Genomic DNA, 14,644 nt, shown 5'->3' with positions numbered 1-14,644 from the left:
ATAAGAAAAGTTTTGCTGTAAATTGATTGACTTTTAAAAGCAAAAAAATAAAGAAAAAGACTGAAATCACATTCCGCCTTTATTAGTATTTAAATTAAATGTTATTTAAAAATTATAACTCAGAGCCAAACCATTTCCCGCCGTTTGTATTTTAAAATATGGTGTAAAAGCACTGGATTCTCCGTTCTCAATCTGGATAGCTTCATTTACTTTTTTCTTACCAGCGGCCGATAGAGGAATTGCCAGCACGATTGCTGCAGCACCTGCACCTGCTAATATCCAGGCATCGTTATTATCAGGTTTAATGGTGTATGGATTTCCGAAAATGTCGTACGCTGTTCTCGTTGTTCCACTAGCAATAAGTTGAGCGACCCCAAATCCGAGAGATGCCCCGCCACCGAACCCTAAAATACTGGCTACCGTATTATTGGATCTGGCTTTTTTCATACTTTCAAGCGCTTCTGACTTTTGAAAAACCTGCTCATACTGAGACATTTTATAAGTCTTACCATCTTTTATTAATTTATTACTAGATAAGGCAACTTGGGAAAATAAACTTTGAACGCAAAGCATTCCACCTAAAAGTAGAATTTTATTCATAATATCTTTTTTTGCTAAAATATCAAAATTATTTGAACCTGATCGTTATTTTCAACCTTTATAAAATATTTGAATTTCTTATATTTGTCAAACTCTTTTTTCATGTACAAATCCTTTATTCGTCCAATACTTTTCAAATTTGATCCGGAAGAAGTACACTATTTTACTTTTTCTGTTTTAAAGAATTTTCCTCTTTTATCAAAACTGTTTCTGCCAAAACCGATTGAAGATAAAAGACTGGAAAGAGAAGTTTTCGGTTTGAAGTTTAAAAATCCGGTTGGTTTGGCTGCAGGATTTGATAAAGACGCGAAAATGTTTAATGAACTTTCAGACCTCGGATTTGGCTTTGTAGAAATAGGAACTTTAACACCGAAAGCACAGGAAGGAAATCCTAAAAAACGATTGTTTCGATTGAAGGAAGATTCTGCGATCATCAACCGAATGGGTTTTAATAATGGTGGAGTAGATGCGGCGGTAGAACGATTGAAGAGGAATAAAAACGTTTTGATTGGTGGAAATATTGGTAAAAATAAAGTGACGCCGAATGAAGAAGCGGTCAGTGATTATATCATTTGTGTCGAGAAATTATTTCCAGTTGTCGATTATTTTGTAGTGAATGTTAGTTCGCCGAATACGCCGAATCTTCGGGAACTTCAGGACAAAGAACCTTTAACTAAATTGCTCGGAACTTTGCAGCAATTAAATTTAACGAAGAAAAATCCAAAGCCAATTCTTCTCAAAATTGCACCAGATTTAAGTGATGATCAACTTTTAGATATTATCGATATTGTAAAAGAAACGCAAATTGCTGGAGTGATCGCAACAAATACCACACTTTCGCGGGAGAATTTAAGTTCAGAAAATAAAAAAGAAACAGGCGGACTTTCCGGGAAACCTTTAACAAAAAGATCCACAGAAGTTATTCGATTTCTCTCCCAAAAAAGCGGAAAAGCTTTTCCAATTATCGGTGTTGGTGGCATTCATTCTGCGGAAGATGCTTTAGAAAAATTGGAAGCTGGCGCAAGTTTAGTGCAATTGTATACCGGATTTATTTACGAAGGACCGCAATTGATTCGGGAGATTAATAAAAAGATTTTAGAGAAAGGTTTGTAAAAGTTTCTAAATGAAAAAATTTGCCACGGTATAAATTACCAATCCAACCAAACCACCCACAATTGTGCCGTTCACACGGATAAACTGCAGATCTTTTCCGACTTCGAGTTCCAGTTTTTCGCTCAGCTGTTTTCCTTCCCAGTTTCCGACGGTAGAACTGATCAATGCTCCAAATTGATGTGTATTTTTTAAAATATATTTATAAGCAGTTACCCGAATCCAGTGATCGATCTTATTCTGAAATTTCTCGTCGGTTTTTAAATTTTGAGAAAGTTCGGCAAGATTTCTTTGGATGTAATTTTTCAAAGTAGAATTTTGTTCCTCTAATTCTTTCGTTAAAGATTTCTTGATAGAATTCCAGATGTCTGTGGAGTATTGATTGATTTTTTCTTCTTTCAGAAAATCGTTTTTAATGTCTCTGAATTCTTCAACCCATTTTTCCTCTGTTTTAATTTCTGTAGAAAAAGAATAAAGTTTCTCAGTGATCTCATTTCTCAAAGGATGGTCTTCATCCAACTCAACTTCTTCAAAATATTTAGACAGACCTTTCGTGATCTTATCCGCGATGCCATCATCAACAAACTTCGGGACCAAAAAATAACTTTCCTTCTTAACTCTGTTTTTTACCATTTCCTGATTATTTAAAACATAATCCTTGATCTGTTTGGAAAGATTGGTGATGAATCTTTGATGGTCTTTTTTATCGAGGATATATTCAATTCCGTTTCCGATAATTTCGTTAATTTTCAGATCATTAGACATTTCTTTTGCCTTTTTACCAATGAAATTTACCACTTCGGTATCATCGAGTTTATTTAAAATGTCTAAAATAATTGTGGAAACCTCTTTCATTAAATTTTCCTGATTCCGTTCTTTCGAAAGCCAGTCTCCCACGAAATTTGAGATCTTAATTTTCTGAATATAAGGTCGAATATTTTGTGGCGACAAGAAATTCTCAACCACAAAATTTCCCAGATTATCCCCAATTCGTTCCTTGCTGTTTTCAATTAAATTCGTGTGTGGAATTTTTATTCCAAGTGGATAATTGAAAAGCGCAGTCACCGCAAACCAGTCTGCTAAAGCTCCGACCATCGCAGCTTCTGAAAAAGCCCGAATATAACCGATCCAGTGCGCATGATTTTTCTTTTCCAAAATCGTCATGACTACAAATAGAATTGCCATCAAAACAAAAAGTCCTGTGGCAAACATTTTATAATTCCGTAGTTGTCGTTTTTTCTGCTCGTCGTTCATTCAGCCAAATTAGTGAATTTTAAATTTTTTCAAGACGTAACATCTGATTTATTTGTTTTTCTCTTTAACAAAATAGAAAATTACCTCATTCATGGCAAACCTTTTGTACTCAAAAATCGTATTTTATTTGGTGTCACTTTCTCTTTTAAATTAAAGAATATCAATTTAAAAGCTATTTAGTAATTCAAATTAAAATATAAAATAATGTCAACATTTATGAAACCACTAGTCTTTTTACTATTCTGCATTTCTATGCAAATGTGTTCCCAAGTTAAACAACCGCAAAAATCGAACTCAACCGAAAAATCAAAATCAATGGAAAATTCAAGTACGAAAAACAACCCATATTATTCCAGAACAGACCATACGAAACTAAATGTTGCTAATTCTGAATGGAAAAAAATTCTAAGTCCAGAAGTTTATGCGGTGTCGCGTGAAGCTGAAACTGAAAGACCGGGAACGGGAAAATATAACAATTTCGACGCGTTGGGTGAATATTACTGCGCAGTTTGCGGAAATCACCTTTTCCGTTCAGACTCTAAATTTTCCTCAACTTGCGGATGGCCAAGTTTTTTTGAAGCAGAGAAAGACGGAGTTATTTATAAAAGAGATTCCACTTACGGAATGGAAAGAACTGAGGTCCTTTGCAAACGTTGTGATTCACATTTAGGCCACGTTTTCAATGATGGACCACCACCAACAGGAACGCGTTTCTGTATGAATTCTGTCAGCTTAGATTTTGTTGCAGATAATAAAACAGCTGCGAAATAACAATCGCCTTCAAAATAATATTGCTCAACGATGGATTTTCTTTGAGCAATTTTTATTTAGATTAGTGAAGATTATCTAAAAATAATTCTTAGATCATGTTAGAACATTTTTATACCTGTCCCTACTGTTGGGAAGAAATTTCCGCCTTGTTGGATCCCTCCGTATCTAATCAAACGTACATTGAAGACTGCGAAGTTTGCTGCAATCCTATAGAATTGCAGGTAAGTTTTGAAGGTGAAGAGTTGGTTGGATTTGAAGCGCGGGATATAGAGCAATAAATTTCAAGAGATTTAAAAACAAAAAATGCAGCCATTTACGCTGCATTTTTTTATGTTTAAAATTGAGATTTATTTACGTCAAAGGTGCACCAACCTGTAAGTCACATCGGTGATGAGGCTCTCCGTGCGCTGGGTTTAATGCGGGTTTCGGACCTGTTGCCTGTGGTTCAGAAACTGGTGTAGCAACCGGACCAGACATTGATGGTGACATTGGATTTGTATTAAAATTGGTAGTACTGGTTTGCATTTGCGGTGAAGCAACTTGTGGCGCAGCATTTTGTTGAGGTGCACTGTCAATCGGTGCTCCCACAGGAATTTCGCAGCGGTGATAAGGTTCTCCGTGTGCAGGATTCAGAGCCGGTTTTTCTCTGGGAGTATTTGCCGCAACTGCATTTGCAGGAACTTGTGCAACTAATTCTGCGTTTTGATCGATGACATTTGCCGAAGCAGTTTCTGTACCATTTGCAGAATCAGTTTTCGGTGCGCTTATTTCTGAATTTTCTTTTGAAGTTGATTCTTTTTTATCGCACGAGTAAACAAGTGCCGCGCTTGCTATTATTAACGGAAGTATTTTCATATTTTCTATTTTTTCAAAAGTAAGGATTTTTATTAAAACTTAAAATCAAGACCGAAATATACATTTGCGCCCATAATTGGTGCGTAAACCATTCCTGCATCAAAGTAATTTCCAAACGGATTTTGTGGATCGATAATCGGATTGTTTTGCGTGTAGCCTGTCAAGTTTTCTCCACCTACATAAGCGCGAATATTTTTATTGAAATTTCTGGCGATTTGTGCATTAAGAGTCGTGTAACTTTTAGAAAATTCCGGTAATCTGTATTCTTCAGGATTAGAATTGAGGTTTGGAAGTTTCTGTTTTCCAATTAATTGAAGCGTAGAATCAAAACTCCAGAATGCTCCTTTTTCTGTTTTTTCTGTAGAATAAGAAGCGTTGAAAAATCCTCTGTTTTTTGCCATAAACGGAATTTCTCTTTTCCCACCGATGAAATCTGCTTCTACATCGTAATATTTGTAAGCCAATCTAACCTCTAAATTTTTTAAAGGAATCAGATCCAGTTGAGTCTGAAAACTGTTCGCAAAAGATTTTCCGCTGAGGTTATAAAAAACCAGTTTTTGTGGCGAAACATCCAAATCTGTCAAAACTTGATTTTGGAAATCTGTTCTAAAGAAATCTGCAACTACGCTTGCTTTTCGATTAAACAATTTAAATTCCTGTTGAAGACTTGCACCGTAATTCCAGGCGATCTCTGGTTTTAAATCATAAATTTTCCCGCCGTTTCCTAAAATCTCAATTTGTCGGTTTGATCCGAAATATTGCTGACTTTCTGCAAAAATATTCGCAGTTCTAAAGCCTCGTCCCGCAGAAAGACGAAGAATTGTTTTTGGCGTTAGATCATATTTAAAGTTAACTCTTGGTGTAAACTGCGTTCCTGCTAAATTGTGAAAATCGGTTCGAACTCCTGCAACCAAAGTATATTTTACGCCTGTCAAAGTATATTCGAAAAATAACCCGGGAACTGTTTCTGTTCTTTTATAATTTTGAGTCAGATAATCTTCGTCATATTTATCGTATAAGAAACTCGCTCCGGTTTTGAATTTATTGTTGGTGTTCCCAATAATACTTTCGAAAATTAAATTAGAGTAGAACGTATTTTGATTCCCAAAATAATTCCGCTGACCAAAAAAACTATCCTGTTGATGTGTCGTAAACTGGTTCATCCACCCGATACTTTGGTAAGGTTTGCCTTTGAAAACATAGCCGGTTTTATTCCAGATCTCAAATCGGGAAAGATTGATGCCAACTCCGTAAGCATTTTGTTGTGAGCGATCTATTTTTTTATCAAAAGCAGTTTGTCCGCCGAATCGTTCATCTTTCACAAAACTGATTCCGAAATGAGAACCTAATCCTGAATGCTCTAAATCATTGTAATTCAAAAGATAAGCTGCGTTGATTTGATTTCCAGTTGGCTGATCTAAAAAACCATCATGATTAGAATCTTTTTTTGTTAAAGTGGCGTTTCCATGCAATAAAACCGATTGATTCCAGTGTTCGTTGAGTTGTGAAGTGGAGGTAATATTAGTTTCTACTCTTCCATTGACGTCTGCAAAAACATTCAGTGAAGTTTCTGGTTTATCCTGAAGTTTTAAAAGTTCGGTATTGATTTGTCCTGTAATGCTTTCATACCCATTAACAACAGTACTTCCACCTTTAGTCAATTGAATTCCGCCAATCCATCTTCCGGGAATTAAATTCAATCCGTAAGGTGCGGCTATACCACGAATCGATGGCAAAAGTTCTTTGGTCAAAGACGTATATTTTTGGTCTAAACCAAGCATTTTTAGTTGCTTCGTTCCTGTTACCGCATTAGTGAAGGAAACATCGACCGTTGCGTTGGTTTCAAAGCTTTCAGATAAGTTACAACATGCAGCTTTCAATAATTCTTTGCTGCTGATATTGAAAGTAAGACCGGTTTCTTTTCTGTTCAACGCAGTTGCATCGGCTAATTTAGTCACTCGAACTTCTTCAATTGATTTATTAACATGATCTGCATCATCTTCAATTTCAATTTTGGCTTCCGGATTTTCATCGTCATGAACAAGGGAACTTTTCACTCCAAACGGTAGTGTTCGGTCATAGAGACAACAATCAGGAAGTTTTTTATAGACATCATCTTTCGCCAGAAATTTCTCATTATCATGACCAACTTCTGCAATTTTTTTCAAAATTTGCTCTGCTGAAGTTTTCGAAGGGTCAAAATTAAGAGTCACTATCTGAGTTTGTGGATCCCAGATTGAGGAATCAGCACCTGCAGTTGAAGCAGCCTTTTCAATTCTCGCTTTACATGAACTGCAATTTCCGCGAACGAAATACTGATTTTCTTTTTTAATAGGTTGTTCTGAAATCGCATTTTTCAGGAAAGAAGGTTCTCTTTTGTAATGACAACAACTGGGAAGTTTTTCGTAAACATCATCTTTTGCTTTGTATTTTTCGTTATCGTGACCAACTTCGGCAATGTTTTTTAAAATTTGGTCTGCTGAAATTTTCGCAGGATCAAATTCCAGATCGAGTTTTTGAGAATCAACATTCCAAACTGCGGTTGTCGCACCTGATTTTTTAGCCGAGGTTTCGATCCTTTCTTTACAAATTGTACATTCGCCTTTCACGAGGAAAGTAGATTTTGTGATGGTTTGCGAAAATAGGAAGGACGTAATTAGAAAAGAAAAAAGTAAGAGACTTTTAAATAAAATTTTCATTTTTTAAATTAAGTTTAATGACAATAAGGAATTCCAAAAGAACATTCTTTTGGCTGTTATTTAAGGTATTAAACTAATTTTGGCGGTTGCCAGATGTTTTGAAAAGAAGATGAAAAATAAAAATTTCTATACTCAAAACTCAATATTTGGGAGTGAAAATGCTGAGTTAGAAAGGTTTTTGATTCTGGAGAAATAAAATTAATTACAAAATGAACGGAGCAGGAATGACATTGCGTGCAATCGTCACCACAATTATTTTTCTCGGACTTCGTTTTTGAATTTTCTGAATGACAAGTTTTTGTTTTTTCAGTTTTGCAGCAATCGTCTTTCGTTGATTTCTGGTCGCAACATTCAACTTTAGTTTGAGCAAAAATCATCTGTTTGGGAAGAATAAAGATACTCAACCCCATGACAATTAAAAATATTTTCAAAGTTCCTGACATGCTTTTGCAAAATTAATGAATATAAATTGAATAACAGCATTGTGTTAAACCTTCTTAAATTAAGTTAAAAAATATCGATTCAATTGCTTGACAGTTAATTAATTGTATTTTTGCCCAGTCAAAATCATTTAACATAATATAGAATGAAGAAAGTCCTTTTAACATTAATTTCTGTTTTTTTAGTTTCAACATCCTTCTACAGCCTTGATTCAAAAACCACTAAAACAGAAACTCATCTAAAAGTTGAACCCGCAAAATCAATCTCAAATTCCGAAAAAAAATCCTCCGCAGAAATTGCAACGGAGATTTATACTGATCTATCTTTCGAGAACATCAATATATTGAAGGAAGAAGTCTTTCTAAAAGCTTTTTTAGGTTTTGAAAATCTTAAAAAAGCCGGAAAATTAAACGAAGATTCTCATTTACTGACCATTTGCGATTTCTCGATTTCCTCTACAATAAAAAGACTTTGGGTAATTGATCTCGATCAGAAGAAAGTTCTTTTTAACTCTTTGGTAGCACACGGAAAAAACACAGGAGAAGAATTTGCACAAAAATTTTCAAATACTGAAAGTTCTTATCAAACAAGTCTTGGTTTTTATATAACAGAAAGCACTTATAACGGAAATAATGGGTATTCATTGAAGTTATCAGGAATGGATTCTGGATATAACGACGCCGCTTTACAACGTGCGATTGTAATGCACGGTGCAGATTATGTAAGCGACGACTTTATCAAAACACAACATAGAATTGGTCGAAGTTGGGGTTGTCCTGCCGTTCCCAGAGCTTTGGCAGAACCAATTATCAACACAATTAAAGGAAAGAATTGTCTTTTTATTTACTATCCAGACGTTCAATACCTGTCGAGTTCAAAATGGCTGAAGACAGACGAAACTATTTAATATAAAAATCCCGGTTAACAATTGCTGACCGGGATTTTTTATGATTTATTTCAGTTCTATCGGGTTGTTATTTTTCTTTGCTTCGTCTTTCAAGCGGTCCTCCATTTGTTTTCTTTGATCGGGATCGGTAGTTCTTGTCGGTCCAAATCCTCTTCCTGAAGTCATTGATGCTTGCATAAAGGAAACCGGATCTTTCTTAAATAAAGCATTCTGCTTCTCAAAATCTTTCCTTTTAACTTTTATGAGATTACCGGACTGGGTGAAAGTCTGCATTTCCGGTATTTTTTTAGTTTCTTTCAAATCAAAGGAATAGTCGTTTTTGGAATCTTCTGCTTTTATGATCAATCCCGGAAGTCCCGAAAATTTGTAAGGTCCGTCCTGAAAAGGAATTTCTGTTGTAAACCACGCGTACCAGGTTCTACCTGCAAAATTTGTTTCTGCTTTCTGGGTTTTGTATTCTCCTATTTTTGCGGTTTCAGGAAGAATTTTCCACTCCATGGGTCGGTCTTCTTCGTAAGAATACTGGTCTCTTGCAATTCTTGTGTTAAAGGTTTTAACTCCGGTCTTTCTATCTTTTTCAATAGTGAAATCGATGTCAGAACGTAAATTTTGCATTTGACTTCTATCAAAATTAAAACTACCGGTTTGGCTAGCTCTTCCAAAGATCGAATCCCTTTTCACGCGCTTTTCACCGTAGAAAATTGATTTTTCGGGGTTAATATCAAGGTAAGCAATTTCAGTTTTTACGTCGTTTCGGTTCGTCGAATCCCTCTTCATTGACACCTGATAAATGAAACGCGTGGCTTGTGAAAATACCAATTGAGAAAAAATCCCTAAAAATAAAATTCCAATTTTTTTCATAAAAGTTGATTTACGATTTTGATTGTTAATTGCGAAAAAAGTTAAAATCTTCGTCTATAAAGCAGATAGATAAATATACGGCTACAAATTTGATTTTCATTATATTATTAGTAATTTTGCAATCTAAATTCATTCTAAATAAAAACAATGATAAAAGTAAGCGATCATGCAAAAGAAAAAGCCATTCAGTTAATGACTGAAGACGGCTTCAAACCTTTTGAAGATTATATAAGAGTCGGCGTTAAAAGCGGCGGTTGTTCCGGTTTGGAATATGTTCTGAAATTTGATAACGAAAAAACAGATTCAGATCAGGTTTTTGAAGATAATGGTATAAAGATCATTATTGATAAAAAATCAATACTTTATTTAGCGGGGACAATATTAGAATTTTCCGGGGGATTAAATGGGAAAGGATTTGTATTCAACAATCCGAATGCAAACAGAACTTGCGGTTGCGGGGAAAGTTTCTCGTTATGATCGAAGGTTTAATGCTCAAAATTTAAATTTATGGCAACTGTTACAAAATATACTGAAGACGATTTAAGAGTAGATCTAGAAAATCAAAAATACGAATACGGTTTTACGACAGATATCGAGTATGAGGATTTTCCCATCGGTTTATCTGAAGAAATTGTGCGGATGATTTCTGCTAAAAAAGAAGAACCGGAATGGATGACGGAGTGGCGTTTGGAATCTTACAGGATCTGGTTGAAGATGGAAGAGCCAAATTGGGCGAACGTTTCTTATGAAAAACCTGATTTTCAAGCAATTCAATATTATTCAGCACCGAAAGTAAAGCCTGAATTAGCAAGTTTAGATGAAGTTGATCCTGAATTATTGAAAACATTTGCGAAGCTGGGTATTAACATTGAGGAGCAAAAAAGACTTTCAGGAGTTGCAATGGATATTGTGATCGATTCGGTTTCTGTAAAAACGACTTTTCAAAAAACATTAAAAGAAAAAGGAATTATTTTCTGTGCGATCTCTGAAGCAATCAGAGATTATCCCGAATTGGTTCGTAAATATATCGGTAAAGTTGTTCCAAGAGGAGATAACTATTACGCAGCTTTAAATTCAGCAGTATTTTCTGACGGAAGTTTCTGTTATATTCCAAAAGGCATTAAATGTCCGATGGAACTTTCAACTTACTTTAGAATTAACCAATCCGGAAGTGGACAGTTTGAAAGAACTTTACTCATCGCTGATGAAGGAAGTTACGTTTCTTACCTCGAAGGTTGTACCGCACCTGCAAGAGATGAAAACCAATTGCACGCCGCTGTAGTAGAACTTTTTGCTATGGATGATGCTGAAATCAAATATTCAACCGTACAAAATTGGTATCCCGGAGATTCAGAAGGAAAGGGTGGCGTTTTCAATTTCGTAACAAAACGAGGAATTTGTGAGAAAAACGCAAAAATCTCCTGGACGCAAGTTGAAACAGGTTCTGCTGTAACCTGGAAATATCCTTCTTGTATATTGAAAGGTGATAACTCAGTCGGAGAATTTTATTCGATTGCGGTTACGAATCATCATCAATATGCTGATACTGGAACGAAGATGATCCACATCGGGAAGAATACCAAATCAACGATTATTTCTAAAGGAATCTCAGCCGGAAAATCAAACAATTCTTATAGAGGTTTGGTGAAAATGATGCCTTCTGCAAAAGGAGCGCGTAACTTTTCACAATGTGATTCTTTATTGATGGGCAATGAATGTGGTGCGCATACTTTCCCTTATATCGAAGTTAAAAATACGAGCGCACAACTCGAACACGAAGCCACCACTTCAAAAATCGGTGAGGATCAGATCTTCTATTGTAACCAGCGGGGAATCAGTACAGAAAAAGCAATTGCTTTGATCGTCAACGGTTTCGGTAAAGAAGTTTTGAATAAATTACCGATGGAATTTGCCATCGAAGCTCAGAAATTATTAGAAATATCTTTGGAGGGAAGTGTGGGATAAATTGTTTGTTTCAATTCGGACATCAATTTAAATAACGCACTTTGTTTTAAAAATTTATAGATCATAACAGTAAAAAAACAGGAAGTAATTATCATTTAAATTATCTAATTACCTCATTTCATATTATGTTAAAAATTAACAACTTACACGCAAGAATCCAAGACGGAGCAGAAATCTTAAAGGGTATCAATCTACAAATAAATCCAGGCGAAGTTCACGCGATCATGGGACCAAACGGAGCAGGAAAATCAACCCTCGCTTCAGTCGTTGCCGGAAAAGAAGAGTACGAAGTAACTGACGGTGAAATTCTTTTTGAAGGAACCGATATTTCAGAAGATGCGCCGGAAGAAAGAGCTCACAAAGGAATTTTCCTTTCTTTTCAATATCCAGTGGAAATACCGGGAGTTACGGTAACCAACTTTATCAAAGCAGCCATCAACGAAAACCGAAAAGCAAAAGGTTTAGAGAATATGCCGGCAAAAGAAATGTTAGCTTTGGTAAAAGAAAATTCTGAAAAACTGAGCATTAAAAGAGATTTCTTGAATCGTTCGCTCAATCAGGGATTTTCCGGTGGAGAGAAGAAACGTAATGAGATCTTTCAAATGATGATGTTAAATCCGAAATTAGCGATTCTTGATGAAACCGATTCTGGTTTAGACATCGACGCTTTGAGAATTGTTGCAGACGGAGTTAATTCATTCAGAAAAGAAGGAAACGCAGTTCTGTTAATTACGCACTACCAAAGACTTTTAGATTATATCGAGCCAGATTTTGTTCACGTTTTAGCCGACGGAAAAATCATTAAAACCGGCGATAAATCATTGGCTTTAGAACTTGAAGAAAAAGGATACGATTGGCTTTTGAATTAATTTGAAATTTGTAAACCACAAGTTTCCTGTTAAAATGTCGAATTTCAAATCAATACAATGGCTTTATTAGAAAATATACAAAATAATCACGCTGCTTTTTTAGATACGCTTCAACACCGTTTTCTGGATGAAAATCGAAATGCTTCCCTGAAAAAATTCTTTCAATCAGGCTTTCCAACTAAAAAAGACGAAGAATATAAATACACAAATTTAAGAGAGATCACGGAGAAAAATTATAATTTTTTCCCGAACGAATCACATACTATTTCTAAGGAACAAATTGCAGAACTTCATTTAGGTGAAGAAAATTTTGACTGGATTGTCTTTATTAATGGGCAATTGCACAAAGAATTGTCTAAGATCTCTATTGAAAATGTAGAGTTACTTTCTTTCAATTTTGCTTTAAACGATCCGAAACATAAAGATGTTTTTGATCACTATTTTAATAGTATCGCTGATCAAAATTTGGCGTTTACGAACTTGAATACTGCTTACTGTAAGCAAGGGTTTTTCTTGAAAGTTCCAAAAAATGTAGTGATTGAAAAACCGATCCACGTTTTTTATATCTCTCAGAATCAAGACGAAAACACATTTTACAACACGCGAAATTTATTGATTGCAGAATCGGGATCAAAAATTGAAGTGATTGAAAGTCATCATAATTTTGATGAAACTTATGTGTTCACCAACTCTGTTACTGAAATTTTTTCTCACCAAAATGCAAAAGCAGATTGGCACAAAATACAAAATGACAGCGACACTTCTTATATGATTGATCATACTTTTGCGAAACAGGAACGCGACAGTTTAACCACTGTGAACACCTTTACTTTTGGCGGAAAATTGGTTCGAAATAATTTAGATTTTATTCATAACGGAGAAAATATCAACTCCTTTATGAACGGAATTACGATCATTGATGATGAGCAACTGGTCGATCATCACACCGCAGTTCATCACAAAACGCCGCATTGCGAAAGTTACCAAAATTACAAAGGAATCTACAAAGGGAAATCTCACGGAGTTTTCAACGGTAAAGTTTTCGTGGATAAAATCGCGCAGAAAACCAATGCTTATCAGCAAAATAACAATATCTTGCTTGACGAAGGTGCAACGATTGACAGCAAGCCGCAACTGGAAATTTTCGCAGATGATGTGAAATGTTCGCATGGTTGTACGGTTGGTCAGCTCAATGAAGACGCGCTTTTTTACCTTCGCGCACGTGGAATTTCCAAACAAAAAGCGATGGGAATGTTGCTTTTTGCCTTTGCAAATGATGCCATGGAAAATATTGATATCGAACCTCTGAAAGGCAAAATTTCAAAACTCATTGCCGAAAAATTAGAAGTAGATATTTCTTTTGAAGAGATTTTTTAGGGCGACAAATTCCGCCTTCCGTTCCCGCTTTTTTAATTGATGGCTTCGACAAGCTCAGTCACCAATAAAAAAGAGCTCCACTCAAGTCGGGTCGCAACTGGGATTAAAAATATGAATTTGTTATAACAACAAAACCATCAATAGGAACGGGCTTTAGCCCGTTTTTTTATTGTAGAAAGAATTTGGCTTTAGCCAAAACTTATTTTATAATTAGGATTTAACGTCACTTTTATTTCTTTGCATATTCCCTCGCACCTTTGCGAAAAAAACTTAAAAAATGAACCTAGACCAAATCAAAACCAATCTCACCACCTTCAAAGCAAATGATCAAATCTTTGAAGCCGCCCATTTTCTCATTGAAACCTTTGGTTTAGAAAGTAAAAACTTTGCAGGCTTCGGTTTCCGTCCGGAATTAGAACCCAACAAAATGTTGCTCACTACAGAAGGAGAACTCGGTGAAAAACAAATGGTCATGATTCCAAGAAATCTTTTTGATTTTGATTTGAATTTAGTCGCAAATATGGTTGCTCACGAAATGTTACACGTTCGACAGAAAGCACCAGAATCTTTAGTAGAAGATAAGAACGAAAGAGAATTTCAGGCGTATCGCGAAATGCTTTTCCATAAAGAATTCCCGCGTGTTCCCGATGTTTCCGATTTTCATAAAAAATTCTTCGCAGAAAAGGCTTTGGAATATTATAAGAGAATGGGTGAACATTCAGAACTTCAAAATAAATATGCAGAGCAGAAATTAGAATTAGAGAATTTCATCGCCGCTATTTGAATCATATAATTTCTCTTTTCTTTGAAAAAGATTTACAAAAAATAGAATCTGATCTTGTAAACTATTTGTAAAGTATTTTTAAGTCGCTGTATTTCATAATGTTATGTTTTACTAGGCTTTTACATGTGTTTTTCAAACAGAAGTTTTTAAT

15 protein-coding genes are annotated in these 14,644 nt (G+C 35.3%); 9 read left to right on the top strand and 6 right to left on the bottom strand.

All coding sequences use genetic code 11. The features are described 5' to 3' along the window. Window positions 1-105: 105 nt before the first annotated feature. The gene (locus tag IV494_RS10675) at window positions 106-600 is read right to left on the bottom strand and encodes a hypothetical protein (protein ID WP_196080122.1); all 495 of its coding nucleotides are present in this window, start codon (window positions 598-600) and stop codon (window positions 106-108) included. A 102-nt stretch (window positions 601-702) separates the two neighbouring features. Here IV494_RS10675 and IV494_RS10670 point away from each other — a divergent pair, with 102 nt between their 5' ends. Then, window positions 703-1,713 carry a quinone-dependent dihydroorotate dehydrogenase gene (locus tag IV494_RS10670; protein WP_196080121.1) on the top strand — a complete coding sequence of 337 codons (1,011 nt, stop codon included), beginning with the start codon at window positions 703-705 and terminating at the stop codon, window positions 1,711-1,713. A gap of 6 nt (window positions 1,714-1,719) precedes the next feature. Here the strand turns inward: IV494_RS10670 and IV494_RS10665 are convergent, their stop codons facing one another. Further along, entirely contained in the window at window positions 1,720-2,964 is a 1,245-nt protein-coding gene (locus IV494_RS10665) for a DUF445 domain-containing protein (RefSeq protein WP_039350711.1), read from the bottom strand. A 258-nt stretch (window positions 2,965-3,222) separates the two neighbouring features. Between IV494_RS10665 and msrB the strand changes: the two genes are divergently transcribed. Both msrB and IV494_RS10655 read left to right on the top strand, forming a co-directional pair. Continuing rightward, entirely contained in the window at window positions 3,223-3,735 is a 513-nt protein-coding gene (msrB, locus tag IV494_RS10660) for a peptide-methionine (R)-S-oxide reductase MsrB (RefSeq protein WP_230380104.1), read from the top strand. Window positions 3,736-3,830: 95 nt separating this feature from the next. Next, window positions 3,831-4,013 carry a CPXCG motif-containing cysteine-rich protein gene (locus IV494_RS10655; protein ID WP_039350714.1) on the top strand — a complete coding sequence of 61 codons (183 nt, stop codon included), beginning with the start codon at window positions 3,831-3,833 and terminating at the stop codon, window positions 4,011-4,013. Between the two features lie 73 nt (window positions 4,014-4,086). On the opposite strand, the gene IV494_RS10650 is transcribed toward IV494_RS10655, so the two are convergent. From IV494_RS10650 to IV494_RS10640, 3 genes are all read right to left on the bottom strand, one after another. After that, on the bottom strand, window positions 4,087-4,590 hold the full coding sequence (locus tag IV494_RS10650) for a hypothetical protein (protein ID WP_196080119.1): 504 nt from the start codon (window positions 4,588-4,590) through the stop codon (window positions 4,087-4,089). A 32-nt stretch (window positions 4,591-4,622) separates the two neighbouring features. Further along, window positions 4,623-7,289, bottom strand: coding sequence for a TonB-dependent receptor domain-containing protein (locus IV494_RS10645; RefSeq protein ID WP_196080118.1), 2,667 nt, complete (start codon window positions 7,287-7,289; stop codon window positions 4,623-4,625). 202 nt (window positions 7,290-7,491) lie between these two features. Then, window positions 7,492-7,659, bottom strand: a complete 168-nt coding sequence (locus tag IV494_RS10640; RefSeq protein ID WP_196080117.1) for a hypothetical protein — start codon at window positions 7,657-7,659, stop codon at window positions 7,492-7,494. Between the two features lie 216 nt (window positions 7,660-7,875). Here IV494_RS10640 and IV494_RS10635 point away from each other — a divergent pair, with 216 nt between their 5' ends. Continuing rightward, window positions 7,876-8,637: a murein L,D-transpeptidase catalytic domain family protein gene (locus tag IV494_RS10635; protein ID WP_196080116.1), complete on the top strand. Its 762-nt coding sequence runs from the start codon at window positions 7,876-7,878 to the stop codon at window positions 8,635-8,637. A gap of 45 nt (window positions 8,638-8,682) precedes the next feature. On the opposite strand, the gene IV494_RS10630 is transcribed toward IV494_RS10635, so the two are convergent. Further along, entirely contained in the window at window positions 8,683-9,498 is an 816-nt protein-coding gene (locus tag IV494_RS10630) for a GLPGLI family protein (protein WP_196080115.1), read from the bottom strand. Between the two features lie 147 nt (window positions 9,499-9,645). Here IV494_RS10630 and IV494_RS10625 point away from each other — a divergent pair, with 147 nt between their 5' ends. The 5 genes from IV494_RS10625 (at window position 9,646) to IV494_RS10605 (ending at window position 14,493) form a co-directional block, all read left to right on the top strand. Next, on the top strand, window positions 9,646-9,975 hold the full coding sequence (locus IV494_RS10625) for a HesB/IscA family protein (RefSeq protein WP_196080114.1): 330 nt from the start codon (window positions 9,646-9,648) through the stop codon (window positions 9,973-9,975). Window positions 9,976-10,005: 30 nt separating this feature from the next. Then, window positions 10,006-11,463: a Fe-S cluster assembly protein SufB gene (gene sufB, locus IV494_RS10620; protein ID WP_196080113.1), complete on the top strand. Its 1,458-nt coding sequence runs from the start codon at window positions 10,006-10,008 to the stop codon at window positions 11,461-11,463. Between the two features lie 125 nt (window positions 11,464-11,588). Further along, window positions 11,589-12,332: a Fe-S cluster assembly ATPase SufC gene (sufC, locus tag IV494_RS10615; protein ID WP_196080112.1), complete on the top strand. Its 744-nt coding sequence runs from the start codon at window positions 11,589-11,591 to the stop codon at window positions 12,330-12,332. Between the two features lie 57 nt (window positions 12,333-12,389). Further along, window positions 12,390-13,709: a Fe-S cluster assembly protein SufD gene (gene sufD, locus IV494_RS10610; RefSeq protein WP_196080111.1), complete on the top strand. Its 1,320-nt coding sequence runs from the start codon at window positions 12,390-12,392 to the stop codon at window positions 13,707-13,709. 277 nt (window positions 13,710-13,986) lie between these two features. Continuing rightward, entirely contained in the window at window positions 13,987-14,493 is a 507-nt protein-coding gene (locus tag IV494_RS10605; protein WP_196080110.1) for a hypothetical protein, read from the top strand. The last annotated feature ends 151 nt before the right edge of the window (window positions 14,494-14,644 follow it).

Origin of the sequence: Kaistella gelatinilytica, from assembly GCF_015679325.1 — a bacterium.
Taxonomy (GTDB): Bacteria; Bacteroidota; Bacteroidia; order Flavobacteriales; family Weeksellaceae; genus Kaistella; species Kaistella gelatinilytica.
The sequence above is the reverse complement of the archived record's forward strand: the minus strand, read 5'-3'. Positions and strand labels throughout refer to the sequence as shown.